Genomic DNA, 17,986 nt, shown 5'->3' on the forward strand with positions numbered 1-17,986 from the left:
CTTAATTCTCCTTTCTCATCATGTTGTACGGGAAGAGAGGGCGCTTGACCTTAAATTTCACGATTTGCAGCGGATGGCGCGCCGCATCAAGCTCGTTGCCGTCTTCGTCCCAAATTTTCTCAATCACTTGGGTGAAGTTTTCAATTTCCGGACCGAAAAATTCGACTTCATCGCCCGGGCGGAAATGGTTGCGCTGTTGGACGGTGGCGATGCCCGTCTCCGGGTCATAGCCAAGCACCAAACCGGCGAATTCATGCGTCGTTTTCCGGCTGTGCGTCCCGTACATATGGTTCGTATAATCCGGGAAGCCGTCAAAGAACGACGGCGCCGTCTCGCGGTTGGCGCATTTCTCCAGCTCCCGCACCCACTCTTCGCGGATCGTGAAATGGTCTGGATCAGCGCAGTAGGCATCAATCACTTTCCGATAGACACTGACAACCGTCGCCACGTAATGGATCGATTTCATCCGCCCTTCAATTTTCAAGCTATCCACACCCAATTCGATCATCACCGGAATGGCGCGGATTAAATTCAAATCTTTCGCGCTCATCGCAAACGGGGCGTCCCCTTTTTCAAACAACGGAATTTCCCGGCCGTCGGAGAGCTGATACAAATCGTAATCCCAGCGGCACGACTGGCAGCATCCGCCGCGGTTTGAGTCGCGCGCCGTCATATGGTTGCTCAATACACAGCGGCCGGAGTAGGCGGAACACATCGCCCCATGGATGAACGCCTCGATTTCAATATCGACTTTCTCTTTGATCTGCCGGATTTCTTCTGCGCCCACTTCACGAGCGAGCACAACCCGCTCGAGCCCTTCCTCTTTCCAAAATTGGACCGCTTTCCAGTTGGTAAGCGATTGCTGCGTGCTTAAATGCACTTCAAGCTTCGGCGCCACCCGGCGCGCCGTTTCGATGATGAGCGGGTCGGCGACGATGATGCCGCAAACACCGGCATCTTCAAGCGCCCGCAAATAGTCATCAAGGCCAGGGATGTTTTCGTTATGGGCGTAAATATTGGCAGTTACGTATACTTTGGCTCCGTATCGATTGGCAAATTCGACCCCTTCGCGAATTTCCTCGATCGTAAAGTTGTCGGCGTTGGCGCGCAAGCTGTACTCTTGGCCTCCGATAAAGACGGCGTCCGCGCCGTAATGGACGGCGATTTTCAGTTTTTCCAAGTTGCCAGCCGGGGCGAGCAGCTCTGGCTTTTTCACAATGACGCGCTTGCCGTCAATGATCTCGGAGATGCGATCATTTTTTAAAAGCATGCTGCTTCCCTCCTTTTCTCAATAAATGGTCTCCTTGAAGAAAAATCCGGTGTCAATGCGGCGATGCGGCGGCTGAAGCGCTTCAACGGCCGCAAGCAGCTCCTCTTTTTCCCGTTCGTACCGCTCGCGGTCATCAGCGCATAAATCGATGGCGCGGCGGTACAGCTTCGTCACTTCGGTAATGTAGCGCGGCTCGTGCAAAATCCCGTCAATTTTAAAGCTGTCGATGCCGGCCTCGACCATGTCGCCGAGCTCATCGATAATGCAAACATCGTTCGGGCTCATAATATGCGTGCCGTTTTCGTCTTCAAAAATCGGATATTTGTTGTCGCGCTCTTTGTCGTAAAGAAACATCCCTTTTTCGTACTTCTTCCGTTCAACTTCCATCACTTTCCCTTGATATTCAAAATAGCTGCCGATCAGCGAGCGCTTCGATTGGTACATGCACATCGCGCCGTGCACTTGCACCTCGATTTCCACTTCGGCATGGGCTTTGATTTCCAAAATGGCGTCCATGTTCAACTCGCGGGCCAAGACGGCGCGCTTCGCCCCTTTCCGGCCCCAATAGTTGCACGCATACCAGTTCGTCGCTGTCGTCTCCGTGCTCCAGTGGAGCTTCATGTGCGGCGCCGTTTCTCGGACAGTCAAGAGCACCGCGGGATCGCCGAAGACGATGGCATCGGCGCCGACATCAGCCAAAAACGCGACGTAGTCGCCAAGCTCGTCCACTTTATCGTTATGGAAAATGGCGTTCATCGCCACATACACGTTCATGCCGCGCCGGTGGGCGGCTTTGACGGCGGCAGCGACATCATGGCGGGAAAATTCGCCGGTAAGCCGCAAACCGTAGCGCTGCTCGCCAATGATGACCGCGTCCGCTCCGGCTTCAGCCAGCTCGTCGATATGGGCAACGCTCGTCGGCGTCACGAGCAATTCGGGTTTTTTCACTGTTCTTCACCTCGTTTTTTCGATATGGCGAGCCCATCGCCGACCGGAATGATGACCGTATCATAGTCGCTTCGACTCATGAGCCACTCATTGTAGCGGCGAATTTTTCGGGCGATGTCCCAAAGCCGTCGATTGTCCGCCGGCGCTTCGGCGGCGACGAGTCCTTTAAACAAGACGTTGTCGCTGATGATGAGGCCGCCTGCAGCCACAAACGGCTCATAGAGCGTAAAAAAGCGCTCATATTGCCCTTTGGCGGCATCAATAAACAGCGCATCAAACGGCGCGGCGGCCGCCACATCGGCCTCGACCGCGAGCGCATCGCCCAACACCGCCTCGATTTGCCGCTCGGTGTTCGTCTTTTCGATGTAAAAACGGGCGCGCTCATACCGCTCCCGGTCTTTTTCGATCGTCACAATGCGCGCATCCGGCAGCGCCTTTGCCATCCGGATCGCCGAATAGCCGATCGCCGTGCCGATTTCCAAAATGCGGCGCGGCCTGATCAGCTTCAAGATGAATAACAGCACTTCCATGCTCACCGGATCCATAATCGGTATGCGGTGCCGATAGGCGTACTGCTCCATCTCCTCAATGTCCTCATCCGGCGCCGGACGCAGCTTTTGCAAGTACGAAACAATGTCATTGGAAAGCAAGAGGAATTCCTCCCTGCCGTCAGCAAACTGAAAAGCGCTCGCCAAAGGTTGAACCACAACCCGGCATTTGCGCTTTGTCGTCATGAAAAATAAGAGCCGCAAAGGACTCTCATCGTATCCGTTGGTCTATTCAACTATACTACCACAAAACAATGGAAAAACGAAGCCGTTTCCCCTGCCGGCCATCAACTTCCGTTTTGATCTATTGTTTCCCAATATGTTTCGCCTTTTCCCGGTTATGCTCGGCCAACGTTTTCGTAAAAATGACCTCGCCGCCCGGTGTCGCCAAAAAGTATAAATAGTCGGTCGCCGCCGGTTCAAGCGCCGCTTCGATCGACATTACGCCGGCGTTGGCGATCGGCCCCGGCGGCAGTCCTTTATGCATGTACGTGTTGTACGGCGAATTGACCTGCAAATCTTTATACAACACACGCTCTTTATGTTCGCCAAGGGCGTACAAAACGGTCGGGTCGGTTTGAAGCGGCATGCCGCGGCGCAGCCGATTGTAAAACACGCTGGCGATTTTTTCGCGGTCAGCTTTTTCCGTCGCCTCTTCCTCAATGAGCGACGACATCGTCAACAGCTGATGCGGCGACATGTTTTTTTCTTTCATCGCTGCCTTATATGTGCCAAGCACAGCTGCCGTTTTCGCCACCATCGCCTCAATGATCTCAGAAAGCGGCGGCTTTTCGTCCGCAAACACATATGTCGCCGGGAACAAGTAGCCTTCCAGCGAATAGCGGATGCCTTCCCGAAAAACAGCATCAGTCAACAAATCTGGGTACTTTTTCATCAGCCGTTCGATATACGCACGATCGTTAAGCAGTTTCATAATCTGTTCTTGTTTGTACCCTGTTTTCGCGGCAATGATGTCGGCGATTTGCACCAATTGCGACCCTTCCGGAACGGTGAGCTTCAATCCGATTTTTAGCGATTTCCCCGTTTTTAACAGCTCGATGATGCGCGCCATTGGCATCGCCCGCGTCAGCTCATACTCCCCAGCCTGGAAGCCGGATTCATTTTTCCAGCGGACATATAAGCGAAACACGGCCGCGCTTTTAATGAGCCGCTTTTGTTCGAGCTGCTCGGCAATCGCCGCCGCCGATGAACCGATCGGAATCGACACATGGACCGGGGTGCGGTCATTCGGGTCGACGGGCTTAAGCGCTGAACGGATGTATAAGAAACTGCTGGCGCCGGCAATGACAAGCGCCGCCAGCAGAACAGCACAGACAATCAAGACGATTTTCCGCACAAGCCGCGCCTCTGGCGCCCTAAAATCGTTCTGTTTCATCTTTTTCCTCCTTTCACCCCGGCCATATTATACTACAAAGTTCCGCATTTTTCGCCCTTGACGGTCAAAAAATGCAAAGCCAGGGGAGGAAACGCGCCGGTCAATCGAAGCCCTTCGCAACATTTGTCGGACAAACAAGAAGATGTCTGAACCATTGCATGGAACACAACTTATCGTTTCTCAGCGCATATACGCCAATAAGAAAAGGGGCCCCGATCCTTTTGGCCCCCTCTGCTGTCCGTTATTCGTCGTCTTCGTCTTCCTCTTCCTGTTCAGCGCAAAACGTATTCCATACTTCTTCGATCATGTCCCACTCTTCTTCCGTCTCGATTGGGAGCAGTTCGCCTTCTTTGTTTTCATCGCCGGGAATAAAGGCGGAAACGTGCACCTCTGTTTCGCCGTCTTCATCTTCCTCCTCTGCGCCGACTGGGTAGTAAAATACGTACGACTTGCCAAAATCGTCCGATTCAAACGTAAACAAAATTTCGCACAGCTGCTCGTTGCCATGTTCGTCGACAACGGTAATATGACGGTCTCCGTGTTCCATGTTTTCTCCTCCAATTTATCGTTTACTGTCCAAATATGACTGCAAAATGACGGCCGCCGCCATTTTGTCGATCACTTTCCGCCGCTTTTTCCGGCTGACGTCGGCAGCGATCAACATCCGTTCGGCGGCCATCGTAGACAGCCGTTCATCCCAAAGCACAACGGGCAAAGAAAACTCCTCGCGCAGCTTGGCCGCAAACCGCTCGCTCGCCTCGGCGCGCGGCCCGAGCGTACCGTTCATGTTTTTCGGCCATCCGACGACAATCGTATCGACGCCGTACTCCTCGATGATGGCGCGCAGCCGCTTTAAGCCGTAGTCGCCGCGCTCCTCATCGATGGAAATCGTCTCCAACCCTTGCGCCGTCAAGCCCAGTTCGTCGCTCACCGCGACGCCGAGCGTTTTCGTTCCAAAATCCAATCCTAGCGCTCGCATCAGGTTAATCCTTTCGTTGCCCCTGTAAATAGAATTTCACTAATTCCTCGATTAATTCGTCGCGCTCGATCTTGCGGATGAGCGCGCGCGCATCTTTATGGCGCGGAATGTAAGCCGGGTCGCCAGACAACAAGTAGCCGACAATTTGGTTGATCGGGTTGTAGCCTTTTTCCTGCAAGGCGTCATACACCGTCAACAACACTTCGCGAACGTTCGTCTCGGCCGGCTCCTCGGAAAAATGAAACTGCATCGTTTGATCAAACGAGCTCACCGTCTCCACCTCGCTCCTTATTCAGACACCCCGTCCTTTTACATCCATTGTACACGATCCGCGCCAATTAGGAAACGGATTTCACCCATGTTTCGACATAACCGAGCGCTTCGCCGACCTTGCTTGCGTCCTTGCCGCCAGCTTGCGCCAAATCCGGGCGCCCGCCGCCGCCCCCACCGCATCGCGACGCTACTTCTTTCACCAGCTTGCCGGCATGGAATCCTTTTTTTACCAAATCATCCGTTACGGCAGCAATGAGTTGCACTTTTCCGCCCTGGGCGGACGCCAACACGATGACCGCCGTGCCGAGCTTTTGTTTCAAATCATCAGCCATCGCCCGCAGTTGGTTCATGTCATTGGCCTGCACTTTTGCCGCCAACACCGGCACACCGTTTACATCTTTCACTTGACGGGTGAGGTGCTCCGCTTCCATATGGGCGAGGCGGGCAGCGAGCGATTCATTTTCGCGCTCGAGCTCTTTCAGCTCGGCAAACAGCCCGTCAAGACGCGCATTCAATTCTTTCGGGCTTGTTTTCAGTTTTTGCGCCGCCTCTTGCAAAATGGCAAGCTGCTCCGTCATAAAGCGGTACGCCGCCTCCCCGGTCACCGCTTCAATCCGGCGCGTGCCGGCGCCGATGCCGGACTCGGAGATGATTTTAAACAACCCGATGACTGATGTGTTGGGCACATGGCAGCCGCCGCACAGCTCGAGGCTGTAGTCACCGACTTTGACGACGCGGACGATGTCGCCGTATTTTTCGCCAAACAGCGCCATCGCGCCCATCGCCTTTGCTTCCTCAAGCGGCTTATAGAAAATGTCAACCGGGAGGCTTTTCCAAATTTGTTCGTTGACGATGGCTTCGATGCGCTCGAGCTCGTCCGGCTTCACTTGTCCAAAATGAGTGAAGTCAAAACGAAGCCGGTCCGGGGCGACAAGCGATCCCGCTTGGTTGACGTGGCGGCCGAGCACGTCTTTCAGCGCTTGATGGAGCAAATGGGTCGCCGTATGGTTTTTCACGATGCGCGCCCGCTTCGCCTCATCGACACGTGCGGTATAGCGAGCTCCTTTTTTCACTGTTCCGCGTTCGACGACAATCGCATGAAGATGTTGACCGTTCGGCGCTTTTTGCACATCTTTGACGACCGCCGTTCCGGTTTCGCCATCAAACACCCCTTGGTCGGCGATTTGTCCGCCGCTTTCGGCGTAAAATGGCGTCACATCGACGATGATTTGCGCCTCTTCACCGGCTTTGACTTCCTCGACAAGCTGGCCGTCTTTGACGATCGCAAGAACTGTCGAGGAAGCGACAAGCTCATGGTAACCGACAAAACGGCTTTCGTCTTTAATGTCGCCAAGAACGCCGCCTTGCACCTGCATCGAATCAACGTCCTGGCGGGCCGCACGCGCCCGTTCGCGTTGCCGCTCCATCTCCCGTTCGAACCCGTCATGATCGACCGTCATGCCCGCTTCCGCCGCGTATTCTTCCGTCAACTCGACTGGGAAGCCGTACGTGTCGTACAAGCGGAACACGTCTTCGCCCGGAATGACGTCGCTTCCTTGCGCTTTCGCCTTTTCGATCACTTCCGCCAATATGGCGAGCCCTTCGTGAAGCGTTTCATGAAACCGTTCTTCTTCCGTCCGGATGACGCGGGCGATGAAATCAGCTTTCTCTTTCACTTCTGGATAGTAGTCATGCATAATCTCACCGACAACCGGAACGAGCTCATACATAAACGGACGTTCAATGCCGATATGTTTCGCATAGCGCACCGCGCGGCGGAGCAAGCGGCGCAGCACATAGCCGCGACCCTCGTTTGACGGCAGCGCGCCGTCGCCGATCGCGAACGTCACGGCGCGAATATGGTCAGCGATCACCTTAAAGGCGACGTCTTTGTCCGGATCTTCGCCATACCGCTCGCCGGCGATCTGCTCGGTCGCGCGGATGATCGGCAGGAACAAGTCGGTTTCAAAGTTCGTCGGCACGTCTTGCAAAATCGAACACATCCGCTCTAAACCCATGCCGGTGTCGATGTTTTTCTTCGGCAGCGGCGTGTACGTGCCGTCCGGGTTATGGTTGAACTGCGAAAAGACAAGGTTCCATACTTCCAAATAGCGGTCGTTTTCCCCACCCGGGTACAGCTCCGGGTCGTTCGGGTCGTTGCCGAACGCTTCGCCGCGGTCGTAAAAAATTTCCGTATTCGGACCGCTCGGGCCTTCGCCGATATCCCAGAAGTTTCCTTCGAGGCGAATGATCCGCTCTTCCGGCAAGCCGATTTCGTTGCGCCAAATGTTGTACGCTTCCTCATCCTCCGGATGGACAGTGACGGACAGCCGTTCCGGATCAAAGCCAATCCATTTGTCGCTTGTTAAAAACTCCCATGCCCAATGAATCGCCTCACGCTTGAAGTAATCGCCGATCGAAAAGTTGCCGAGCATTTCAAAAAACGTATGGTGGCGCGCCGTTTTCCCGACGTTTTCGATGTCGTTGGTGCGGATCGACTTTTGCGCATTGCAAATGCGCGGATTTTCTGGAATGATGCGCCCGTCAAAATATTTTTTCAACGTCGCGACGCCGCTGTTGATCCATAACAACGACGGGTCGTCGACCGGAATGAGCGATGCGCTCGGCTCGACCGTATGTCCTTTTTCTTGGAAAAACTGTAAAAACATGCGCCGCACCTCGGCAGATGTCAGCTTTTTCATGATGATCCTCCCCTTTCGTCTTTTATATAAAAAAACTCCCATCCCCTGCAGGGACGAGAGTCGTGCTCGCGGTACCACCCTGTTTATGGGCCAAAAACGCCCATCACCTCTTTGGCCGTAACGCAGCCTTGCGTCAGGTTTTGCCTGCGCTCCGGATTAGCCTTCTGTTGCCCTTCATCTGGAATTTCTTTCAGCCGCGGAAATTCCTCTCTGTGCGCGAGCTCGCGCGTTAAGATGGACTGCAACATACTCGATCCGTCATCGCGTTATGTATTCGCTTTTTTCATTGAAAGATTATAGACAAGCAGCAGCTGTTTGTCAATGTGGGGCGTAATGCTCTTTCCAATGAGCGATGGCCACTTTCAGCACCGCCGCCGTCGGAACGGCGAGAATGAGGCCGGGCACGCCGGCGAGCTCACCGCCGGCAAAGAGGGCGAGCATAATGACCAGCGGATGCATATGCACACTTTTGCCGACGATAAGCGGCGACAAGACGTTCCCTTCTAAAAACTGCAAGGCAAAAATGATGACAAGCACGATCACGACCATTTTCAGCGAGACGGTGGCAGCCAAAATGACCGCTGGAACGGCGCCGATCAGCGGGCCAAAATACGGGATGATGTTCGTCACGCCAATGACAAAGCCGAGCAACAGCGGATAATCCATGCCGGCAAGCCACAGGCCGAGCGCCGCTGCCAGACCGATCGCTGCACAGACGAACAGCTGGCCGCGGATGTAGCCGCCGAGCGACTCATCGACATCTTTTAAAAACGCCATCCCTGGTTCGCGCCATCGCTTCGGGGTCATATACCAGACCGCCTTTTTTAGCACGTCGATATCCTTCAACATATAAAAGACGATAAACGGAATCAAAAGAAATGTTGCCGCCGAACCGATCAACGCCTTGGCGGCATTGATCGCCATCGTGACGGCGGCGGCGGCCGCCTGCTCAAACTGCGCAAACATCGCTTCGATGCGCGTGTGCACCTCAAGCGGCCAATTCGACGTCTCGTCGTGGATGTGGCGCACCCATTGGCGGTATGTATTCATCAAAGACGGCAGCTGTTCATCCAGTTCACGCAACTGGGCGATGAATAGCGGCACGCCGCGGTACAAGCCGTAGCCGACCGAACCGAAAAACAACAAATAAATCAACAAAATGGCAAGGGCGCGCGGCATTCCTTTGCGATGGATGGATTCCACAAGCGGGTAGAGCAAATACGTAATAAACGACGCCAGCAAAAACGGCGTCAACACCGTTGCGATCAAATCGATGACCGGCCACCAAACGTCTTTCATCCGAACGATCAAATAGATGATTGCCGTCGTGAGCAGCCATTTTCCGATGCGAAAGAACGACAGCCATTGTTGCTCGCCCATCGCCACACCTCCTACCGTTTAGTGTAGGAGATGCGGCGGGAAATATGCCTTCACCGCTTTTAGCACTATTTGACAACCACAAGGCGCCGCCCCCGCGCAAAGGCGAGGGCGGCAGCGTCGTCAGCGGATCGCTTGCATCAAGCGGCGGCGCATCCTCCGCATCGTGCGACCGTTCATCCAATCGTTTCGTTGGGCGAGCTGATAAGCGGCGACGCCTAATCCGACTGCTAACAGCGACGTCATCGTCCGGTTCATGCGTGTCCCCCCTAAAATTGGATCGTGCGTTCGTGGTCGTCAAACAAGTCGTCAAGAGAACTCAACGTTCCGTCTTCTTCCACTTGATGGGCGTGGATCATTCCTTTCGAGACGGACAGCTCAATAAAGCAATCCCAGCAGTAGTACTGGTTGACACCGATTTTCCCTAAATTTTTTCGTTTGCAATTCGGGCAAATGAGCATGGACAGCCACTCTCCTTACATCGTTGTTTCCACGGTGACCACGCCTTCTCTGGCGGTGAACGGAGCGAGCTCCATTCGTTTCTTTCCTTCGGTCAAATCGGAAAAAAATCCCTCGCTGATCTCGTATCCGTCAATTTTGCCCAATTGCCCGTCAAAATATACGTCCTCCAACAGTCCGATCGTTGTTCCGTCCGCGGCGACAACCATGCTGCCGGCGAGGCCGCGTTCGCCGTAAAGAGAGTGGCCGCTGTCAGGAGAAGGAAACGGCTGGAAGCTGTCTGCATCACAGATGATGACTCGGTCGTTTTCGAACGACTGCACGGCTGAAAGCGGCAAATAGCGGCGGCGGCCGAACAAGCCGCCCCGTTCCGCGACAAGCCCTTTGACCGCGCCGTGGCTGGTAAACCAAATGTCAGCGATCGTTCCGACCATTTTTCCCGTCGTTTGCTCATAAATGGGAAGTCCCTTGATGTCGGAAAACGTCCGCATCGTTCTCCCACCTTTCCAGCCACCTTTAGCTTGGCTCATCGCCCATAAAGTCATACGGCGTAACGTTTTCCATCCCCATGTTCGCCTCTTCAAGCGGCAGTTCGACCTCGACAAACGGTGCCACCGCCTCCGCCAGCTTCTCAGCGAGCGTCGTCTGACGCGCTCCGTCGCTTTGTTTTGCGACGCCGAATCGAAACGCCTCCTCTTCGCCGCATAAAATGAGAAACTGTTTGCTTCTTGTCACCGCGGTATACAACAAATTCCGTTTCAACATCCGGTAATAGCTTTTGACGACGGGCAAAATGACGATCGGGAACTCGCTTCCTTGCGCCTTATGAACCGAACAGCAGTACGCATGGGTGATTTGCCCTAAATCTTGCCGTGTGTACGTCACTTCAATGCCGTCAAACGAGACGACGAGCAAGTCTTGCTTTTCCGTATTTTCTTTGGCGTAAAAAATGGCGACGACTTCGCCCATGTCGCCGTTAAAAACGTTGTCTTCCGGCTGATTGACAAGCTGAAGCACCTTATCGCCGACGCGGTAGACGACCTCACCGACCGACAGCTCCCGCTTTCCCTCAGCCGGCGGGTTGAACAGCTCTTGAAGCGCTTTGTTCAATTGGTCAATGCCCGCTGGACCGCGGTACATCGGGGCGAGCACTTGAATATCTTTGACGGAAAACCCTTTTTTGCGCGCGTTGTCAGCGATTTGCCGCACGACATCGACGATTTGGCTCGCACGGCAGCGAATGAAGGAGCGATCCGCCTTTGGAGCGGTCAAATCGGCCGGCACGACGCCGCGCTTCATCTCATGAGCAAGCTCGATGATCGATGATCCTTCCGCCTGACGGTACACCTCGGTCAACCGAGCGAACGGAATAACGCCTGAGCGGAGCAAGTCTTTCAGCACTTGCCCCGGCCCGACGGATGGCAATTGATCCTCATCGCCGACGAAAATGACTTGCATGCTGTTTGGCACGGCTTTTAACAGCTGGTTGGCGAGCCACGTGTCGACCATCGACATCTCATCGATGACAAGCAGCTTGCCGGAAATCGGTTCGTTCTCGTCGCGGCTGAACCCTTCCGCCCCATTCCAGCCGAGCAAGCGGTGGATCGTCGCCGCTGGCAGCCCAGTCGCCTCGCTCATCCGCTTCGCCGCCCGGCCGGTCGGCGCGGCCAGCAGCACCGGAAACGGCTCGCCCTGTTTGTAGTCAGCCGGGTCAAGCGACAGACCGTTTAGGGCGGCGAACAGCTCGACGATGCCTTTGATGACCGTCGTTTTCCCCGTTCCCGGGCCGCCGGTCAAAATAAACAGCGGCGAAGAAAGCGCCTGTTGGATCGCTTCCCTTTGCTGGGGGGCATATTGCATGCCGAGCCGTTCCTCAAGCTCCCCAAGCGCCAACAAAAACTCCGACTCGGCAAACGCCGACGGCGGCGTCTGCCCGAGCAGCCGCTTAATGTTGGAGACGATCCCTTTCTCGGCGAAGTAAAGCGAAGGGAGATAATAGCGTCCTTGCTCGGCAATCAGCTTCCCTTCCTCGCTTAACATAAGAAGCGTCTGGCCGATCGCTTGTCCATCCACCGCACCGCTCGGCCTTCCGTCAAGCAGCCCACCGATGCGGTCCATCAGCTCTTCCTCGCGCAAATAAACGTGCCCTTCCTGCAAGCACGCCTGCTCAAGGACAAACAACGAGGCGGCGCGCAGCCGGGCCGGATGGCTGCCGGAAATGCCGAGCTGGCGCCCGATTTCATCGGCGCGGCCGAAGCCGATCCCTTCGATATCCTCAACGAGCTGGTACGGGTTCTCGTGGATGATGTCAATCGCTTCTTCGCCATACGCTTGGTAAATTTTCATGGCCAGCTGCGGGCCGAAACCGAGCTGGGCGAGGGCGATCATCGTTTGCTCAAGCCCTTCGTGGGCGCGAAGCGCATCGTACAGCTGCTTCGCCTTTTTTTTCGTCAGCTTCGGCACACGCTCTAGCGCCTTGGGGTCGCGCAAAATCGCGGCGATCGCGTTTTCGCCGAGCGCCTCGACAATCGCGGCGGCCGTTTTTTTGCCGATTCCTTTAAACAAACCGCTCGATAAATAATGAATGACTCCTTCTTTCGTGTTCGGAAGCTGTTTACGGAACTGACTAGCCGCATATTGGCGGCCAAAACGCGGATGTTGGCGGAATTGTCCGTAAAAGACGTAGACGTCCCCTTCGTTTAAACGCGGGAAATAGCCGGTGACGACGACTTCCTCCTCAACGGGCGCTTCGTTCGTTTCCTCAACGCGCACGCGGACGACCGTGTACAACGTTTCCTCATTATGGAAAATAACAGCCAAGCACACTCCTTTAATGAACGTGCGTCCGTCAAGGGCGAGGATTTGTTGCTCTTGCAACAGCCATCTCCTGCCTTTTTACGGCGCAAGCCGCTTTTCCATCAGTTTCTTTCCGTATCCGGCAAGCACGTGATCTGGCTTAGCGTCCAAGGCGGCGGCAAACATGGCGCGGGCGGCATCAAGGTCATCTTTGTATGCATAAATGACGCCTAAATTGTAGTACGCATCAGCGTGGCGCGGATGGAGTTCCAACGTTTTTTCGAAATAGCGCTTCGCCTCATCGACATAATCGAGAGTGGCGAGGCAAAGGCCAAGCTGAAACAGCGCTTCGGCGTCCGTCTCGTTCAGCTCGGCCGCGCGCTGCAAATACGGCAGCGCCAGCCGCGGCATCTCGAGCCGCCATAGCGACATGCCGAGCATAAAATGCGTATCGGCATCGTCAAGACCAAGCCCCAACGCGCGCTCAAACATATCTTTCGCTTTCGCGAACTGCTCACGCTTATAATACACTGTACCCATGCCGTAATACGCGGCCGCCGCCCGCTCGTCAATTTTCAGCGCCTGTCGGAAACAGTCAAGCGCCTTCTCGTCTTCACCGGCAGCAACGAGAACCGTGCCGATGTTAATGTACCCGGCCGGATCGTCCGGATGCTGTTCGACCGCAGCGGAAAAACAGCGGATGGCTTCCTCATACTTCCCCTCGCGCATATACGCCAAGCCTTGTTCGTTGAAATTGGCCACCGCCCATCCCCCCTGATTCAACGTGATTTTCAAGCAACGGCCCCCAGCCTAAAGCCTGATTGAAGATCGTGCGCACCGGCACATCCGTCAACCAACATACCAAAGCTTTTCGCCGTTGCGGAACACTTCGTCGATCGTGCCGCCGCCGAGGCATTCCTCGCCGTTGTAAAAAACAACCGCCTGCCCCGGCGTCACCGCCCGCGCCGGCGCATCAAACACGACTTCCACCCCGCCGTCCGGAAGCGGGTGGACCGTTACGCCGACATCGGGCTGGCGATAGCGAAATTTCGCCGTGCAGCGGAACGGCGCTTCCGGCTTGCGGTCAGACACCCAGTTGACATCGACCGCTTTTAGCGAGGTGGAATACAAATATTCGTTTTCAAACCCTTGGGTGACATACAGCACATTTTCGCGCACATCTTTGCCGACGACAAACCATGGTTCACCGTTGCCGCCGATGCCAAGGCCGTGGCGCTGGCCGATCGTGTAATACATGACGCCGTCATGCCGCCCTTTCACTTCGCCATCGAGCGTTTTCATCACTCCCGGCTGGGCCGGCAAATAATGGCTCAAAAATTCTTTGAAATCACGTTCGCCGATAAAACAAATGCCGGTGCTGTCTTTTTTTCCAGCGGTGGCGAGCCCGGCTTCTTTCGCAATCCGGCGCACGTCCGCTTTCTGCAAATGGCCGATCGGAAACATCACTTTCGACAGCTGGGCTTGACCGAGCTGGTTTAAAAAGTATGTCTGGTCTTTGTTCGGGTCGGCTCCGCGCAGCATTTTATATTCGCCATCGCGAAACTCGACGCGGGCGTAATGGCCGGTTGCGATGTAATCGGCGCCGATCGACATGGCGTGCTCTAAAAACGCCTTGAACTTAATTTCTTTATTGCACATCACATCCGGGTTCGGCGTGCGCCCGGCTTTGTACTCGTCCAAAAAGTACGTAAACACTTTGTCCCAATACTGCTTTTCAAAGTTGACCGCATAATACGGGATGCCGATTTGGTTGCAGACGCGCACGACGTCTTCGTAGTCCTCGGTCGCCGTGCAAACGCCGTTTTCATCAGTGTCATCCCAGTTTTTCATAAAAATGCCGATCACATCATACCCTTGTTCTTTCAACAGCAGCGCGGCGACCGACGAGTCGACCCCGCCGGACATGCCGACGACCACGCGCGTTTCGTGCGGCGCTTTGTTCATACTGTTTCACCCCCTTAGCAGTTTGTAAGCCGCTTGACGATCTTCACCGTTTCTTCCGCGGCGCGCTCGATTTGTTCCATCGTATTGCCGAGCCCGAAGCTGAAGCGCACAGACGAACGGATGCGCTCCGACTGCCTTCCGCACATCGCGACAAGCACGTGCGACGGGTCGATCGACCCGGCGGTGCATGCTGACCCGCTCGAGGCAGCGATGCCGGCTAAATCCAAGTTCACGAGCAGCGATTCGACATTCGTTCCCGGGAAGGCAACATTCAAAATATGCGGCAGGCCATCCGGGCGGCCGTTGACCGCATAGTCGATCCCTGAGGAGCGGAAAATCGCAAGCATCGCCTCGCGCCACGCCGCATATTGCCGACGTTTCTCTTCTCTTGTTCGCTCAGCGATTTCCGCCGCCTGCGCCAAGCCGATGATGCCGGGGACGTTTTCCGTGCCGGCGCGCCGCTTCCGCTCTTGTTCGCCGCCGAAAAGGAGCGGAGTGATGCGGACCGTTTCCCGAACGTACAAGGCCCCGCTTCCTTTCGGGCCGTTGATTTTATGAGCTGAAAGCGACAGCAAATCGATCCCGTATTCATTCACATCGATCGGAAGAAGCCCGTACGCCTGGACGGCGTCGGTATGGAAATAGGCCGGGTGATCGCGAAGCAGCGCCCCGATTTCGCGAATCGGCTGGATCGTGCCGACTTCGTTGTTGGCAAACATGACCGACACCAAAATTGTCTCATCGCGCAGCGCGGCCTTGACATCCTCGACCGATACCGTCCCTTGTTCGTCAACTGGCAAATACGTAACCTCAAACCCTTGCGTCTCTAAATATTCACAAGCGCGCAGCACCGCATGATGCTCGATGGCGGTTGTAATGATATGGTTGCCGCGGCCGCGGTTCGCTATGGCCGTTCCGATGACCGCAAAGTTATCCGCTTCCGTGCCGCCGCTTGTAAACACGATCTCCGTCTCTTTCGCCCCAATCGAACGGGCGACAACGGCCCTCGCCTCATCGACCGCGCGGCGGCTCTGCCGGCCAAAATGATGGATGCTTGACGGGTTGCCGAACTGTTCCGTCATCCACTGGACCATACCGGCCGCCACGTCCGGATGGACCGGGGAGGTTGCCGCATGGTCCAAATAAATCCGTTCCAACGGTCATTCTCCTTTCCTTTCCTTTCCTTTCTGTTGCTTAAATATAAAACATATATGCCCCTTCATCCCCATCGCTATACTTCGCCAAGTCCTCGAGCGTCGTGCTGTCGAGCACTTCCTCGACCGCATCACGGATGCGAATCCATAGCTCGCGCTTCGCCGGCTCTTCCTCCTCGAGCTCCTCGACCGGGGTCAGCGGCCCCTCCAACACGCGCAAAATGTCGCCGGCGGTGATTTTCGTCGGATGTTCAGCGAGCACATAGCCGCCATACGCTCCGCGGATGCTTTTGACGAGCCCGGCGTTGCGCAGCGGCGTGACAAGCTGCTCCAAATAATGTTCCGATAAATTGTTCGCCTTGGCGATCGAGCGAAGCGAGATCGGACGATCGCCGTACTTTTTCGCCAATTCAATCATAATGGTCAGCCCATACCGGCCTTTCGTCGAAATCTTCATTCATATCCCTCCTAACGGCTTAACCATTGCACGCGAACGCTGGTCGTCCCAAGCAAGCGGCCCGTCATTTTCCGGCATTGCGGCAGCGCCAAACCGACAATCGAACCGATCGTCACACAAAAAAAGAGCGTGCTTTCGTTGCAGCCCGATATGAAGAACATCCCACGGCGCGCAGCCAACATCGGCCTTAATCGTCAAGACAATGCCCAACGACATGACGAGCGAACCGGCAAAATCAATGCCCCAGCGCAGCCATGGGAAACAAGCGCCTCCTCTGTTCAGTCAATCACTTGTGTTATTATACCATAAAAGCCTCTTGCGTTCACGGCCCAACCTTGCCCTCTTGTTTCAATTGCTCAAGCCGCCGGTACACCTTGGCGTAATATTTTTCCTCGCCATGCTCTTTCGGCTGGTAGTACCGGACGCCTTGAAGGCCATCGGGCAAATAAGACTGCGCCACCCAGCCGTTTGGGTAGTCGTGCGGATACAAGTAGCCTTGTCCATGCCCGAGCGCGGCCGCCCCTTTATAATGGGCATCTTTTAAGTGGGCAGGAATATCGCCGAGCTTGCCGGAACGGACATCGGCAATAGCAGCGTCCAGCGCCTTGTAAGCGCTGTTGGATTTCGGGCTTAAACAAAGTTCGATCGTCACTACCGCAAGCGGAATGCGCGCTTCCGGCAGCCCGAGACGTTCCGCCGCTTCGACCGCCGCCTGCACTTTCACGCCCATCATCGGATTGGCAAGTCCGATGTCTTCATAAGCCATCACAAGCAGTCTCCGGCAGACAGCCGCCAAGTCTCCGCCTTCAAGCAGACGGGCCAAATAATGAAGCGCGGCATCGGCATCGCTGCCGCGCACGCTTTTTTGAAACGCGGACAACAACGAATAATAATGATCGCCATATTTGTCATGGGTGAACCCGCGGTTTGCGGTGCATGAAGCCACGATGCCCTCATCAATATACAAGCGGCCGTGGCGTTCATCGGCCGCCGCCACCGCCGCCTCCAGAAGCGAAAGCGCGACGCGTGCATCCCCGCCGGCTGCCTCCGCAATGCGCCATAACAACGGCTCATCAATGACAACCGGTGGCTCGCCGACCCCTCGCTCCGGATCAGCGAGCGCCCGTTTCAGAATGATCATGAGGTCGTCCGTCTTGAGCGGTTTCAGTTGCTGGATTTGCCCGCAGCGGCTGCGGATGGCGGGATTGACCTCGTGAAACGGGTTTTCCGTTGTGGCGCCAATCAAGGTCACGAGCCCGGATTCCAGATGCGGCAATAACACGTCTTGCTGCGCTTTATTCAGCCGATGGATTTCATCGATAAATAATATGACATTGCCTGACCAACGCGCCGCTTCGGCTGCTTCTTCGATCTCCTTTTTGCCGGCGGCCGTCGCATTGAGGGCGACCCATTCGCGCCCGGCGGTGCGGGCAATGGCGTAAGCGAGCGATGTCTTCCCGGTTCCTGGTCCGCCATACAACAGCATGGACGGGACATACCCTTTTTTGATCATCTTATAAAGCGGCGTCCCCGGGCCGATCATGTGCTGCTGCCCGACGATTTCATCGATCGTCCGCGGCCGCATTCGCAGCGCGAGCGGCTCCGTCGTTTTGGGCATGCCGATCCCTCCTTAAGCTGGATGCTCTGTTTAGCAGACACCAT

The 17,986-nt window shown here is 55.5% G+C and carries 18 protein-coding genes and 1 pseudogene; all 19 read right to left on the reverse strand.

Translation table 11 applies throughout. The features are described from left to right. Nucleotide 1: 1 nt before the first annotated feature. Nucleotides 2–1,270 (reverse strand): peptidase U32 family protein, encoded by a 1,269-nt coding sequence (locus B1A75_RS00225; RefSeq protein ID WP_011232027.1) that lies wholly within the window; start codon nucleotides 1,268–1,270, stop codon nucleotides 2–4. Nucleotides 1,271–1,288: 18 nt separating this feature from the next. Beyond that, a complete protein-coding gene (locus tag B1A75_RS00230) occupies nucleotides 1,289–2,218 on the reverse strand; it encodes a peptidase U32 family protein (protein WP_074042751.1) in 930 nt (309 codons plus the stop codon). Further along, on the reverse strand, nucleotides 2,215–2,868 hold the full coding sequence (locus tag B1A75_RS00235) for an O-methyltransferase (protein ID WP_074042842.1): 654 nt from the start codon (nucleotides 2,866–2,868) through the stop codon (nucleotides 2,215–2,217). Before B1A75_RS00235 ends, B1A75_RS00230 begins: the two co-directional genes overlap by 4 nt. Nucleotides 2,869–3,070: 202 nt before the next feature. After that, nucleotides 3,071–4,162: an endolytic transglycosylase MltG gene (mltG, locus tag B1A75_RS00240; protein WP_074042752.1), complete on the reverse strand. Its 1,092-nt coding sequence runs from the start codon at nucleotides 4,160–4,162 to the stop codon at nucleotides 3,071–3,073. Between the two features lie 241 nt (nucleotides 4,163–4,403). Beyond that, nucleotides 4,404–4,709 (reverse strand): DUF1292 domain-containing protein, encoded by a 306-nt coding sequence (locus tag B1A75_RS00245; RefSeq protein WP_079935541.1) that lies wholly within the window; start codon nucleotides 4,707–4,709, stop codon nucleotides 4,404–4,406. A gap of 15 nt (nucleotides 4,710–4,724) precedes the next feature. Then, complete coding sequence (ruvX, locus tag B1A75_RS00250; RefSeq protein WP_079935542.1) at nucleotides 4,725–5,141, reverse strand: Holliday junction resolvase RuvX; 417 nt, start codon at nucleotides 5,139–5,141, stop codon at nucleotides 4,725–4,727. 4 nt (nucleotides 5,142–5,145) lie between these two features. After that, nucleotides 5,146–5,412: an IreB family regulatory phosphoprotein gene (locus B1A75_RS00255; RefSeq protein WP_015375467.1), complete on the reverse strand. Its 267-nt coding sequence runs from the start codon at nucleotides 5,410–5,412 to the stop codon at nucleotides 5,146–5,148. Between the two features lie 67 nt (nucleotides 5,413–5,479). Continuing rightward, a complete protein-coding gene (alaS, locus tag B1A75_RS00260; RefSeq protein WP_079935543.1) occupies nucleotides 5,480–8,116 on the reverse strand; it encodes an alanine--tRNA ligase in 2,637 nt (878 codons plus the stop codon). A 318-nt stretch (nucleotides 8,117–8,434) separates the two neighbouring features. After that, nucleotides 8,435–9,496, reverse strand: a complete 1,062-nt coding sequence (locus B1A75_RS00265; RefSeq protein WP_074042755.1) for an AI-2E family transporter — start codon at nucleotides 9,494–9,496, stop codon at nucleotides 8,435–8,437. Nucleotides 9,497–9,616: 120 nt separating this feature from the next. Next, nucleotides 9,617–9,751, reverse strand: a complete 135-nt coding sequence (locus tag B1A75_RS00270; RefSeq protein ID WP_020960688.1) for a YrzQ family protein — start codon at nucleotides 9,749–9,751, stop codon at nucleotides 9,617–9,619. Between the two features lie 11 nt (nucleotides 9,752–9,762). Continuing rightward, the gene (locus B1A75_RS00275) at nucleotides 9,763–9,954 is read right to left on the reverse strand and encodes a hypothetical protein (RefSeq protein WP_008881018.1); all 192 of its coding nucleotides are present in this window, start codon (nucleotides 9,952–9,954) and stop codon (nucleotides 9,763–9,765) included. A 15-nt stretch (nucleotides 9,955–9,969) separates the two neighbouring features. Further along, nucleotides 9,970–10,443, reverse strand: a complete 474-nt coding sequence (locus B1A75_RS00280) for a PRC-barrel domain-containing protein (RefSeq protein ID WP_074042756.1) — start codon at nucleotides 10,441–10,443, stop codon at nucleotides 9,970–9,972. A 25-nt stretch (nucleotides 10,444–10,468) separates the two neighbouring features. Then, nucleotides 10,469–12,829, reverse strand: coding sequence for an SF1B family DNA helicase RecD2 (gene recD2, locus B1A75_RS00285; protein WP_074042757.1), 2,361 nt, complete (start codon nucleotides 12,827–12,829; stop codon nucleotides 10,469–10,471). An 18-nt stretch (nucleotides 12,830–12,847) separates the two neighbouring features. Further along, nucleotides 12,848–13,510: a tetratricopeptide repeat protein gene (locus B1A75_RS00290; protein ID WP_074042758.1), complete on the reverse strand. Its 663-nt coding sequence runs from the start codon at nucleotides 13,508–13,510 to the stop codon at nucleotides 12,848–12,850. Nucleotides 13,511–13,597: 87 nt separating this feature from the next. Beyond that, nucleotides 13,598–14,713 (reverse strand): tRNA 2-thiouridine(34) synthase MnmA, encoded by a 1,116-nt coding sequence (gene mnmA / locus B1A75_RS00295; RefSeq protein WP_079935544.1) that lies wholly within the window; start codon nucleotides 14,711–14,713, stop codon nucleotides 13,598–13,600. 14 nt (nucleotides 14,714–14,727) lie between these two features. Beyond that, entirely contained in the window at nucleotides 14,728–15,870 is a 1,143-nt protein-coding gene (locus B1A75_RS00300; protein ID WP_074042760.1) for a cysteine desulfurase family protein, read from the reverse strand. A gap of 37 nt (nucleotides 15,871–15,907) precedes the next feature. After that, a complete protein-coding gene (gene cymR / locus B1A75_RS00305) occupies nucleotides 15,908–16,324 on the reverse strand; it encodes a cysteine metabolism transcriptional regulator CymR (RefSeq protein ID WP_074042761.1) in 417 nt (138 codons plus the stop codon). A gap of 123 nt (nucleotides 16,325–16,447) precedes the next feature. Continuing rightward, nucleotides 16,448–16,540, reverse strand: a pseudogene (locus B1A75_RS20140) (YitT family protein); the annotation flags it as partial. Between the two features lie 106 nt (nucleotides 16,541–16,646). Beyond that, complete coding sequence (locus tag B1A75_RS00315; protein ID WP_074042762.1) at nucleotides 16,647–17,942, reverse strand: replication-associated recombination protein A; 1,296 nt, start codon at nucleotides 17,940–17,942, stop codon at nucleotides 16,647–16,649. Nucleotides 17,943–17,986: the final 44 nt, after the last annotated feature.

It is taken from the genome of Geobacillus sp. LEMMY01, from assembly GCF_002042905.1.
Taxonomy (GTDB): domain Bacteria; phylum Bacillota; class Bacilli; order Bacillales; family Anoxybacillaceae; genus Geobacillus; species Geobacillus proteiniphilus.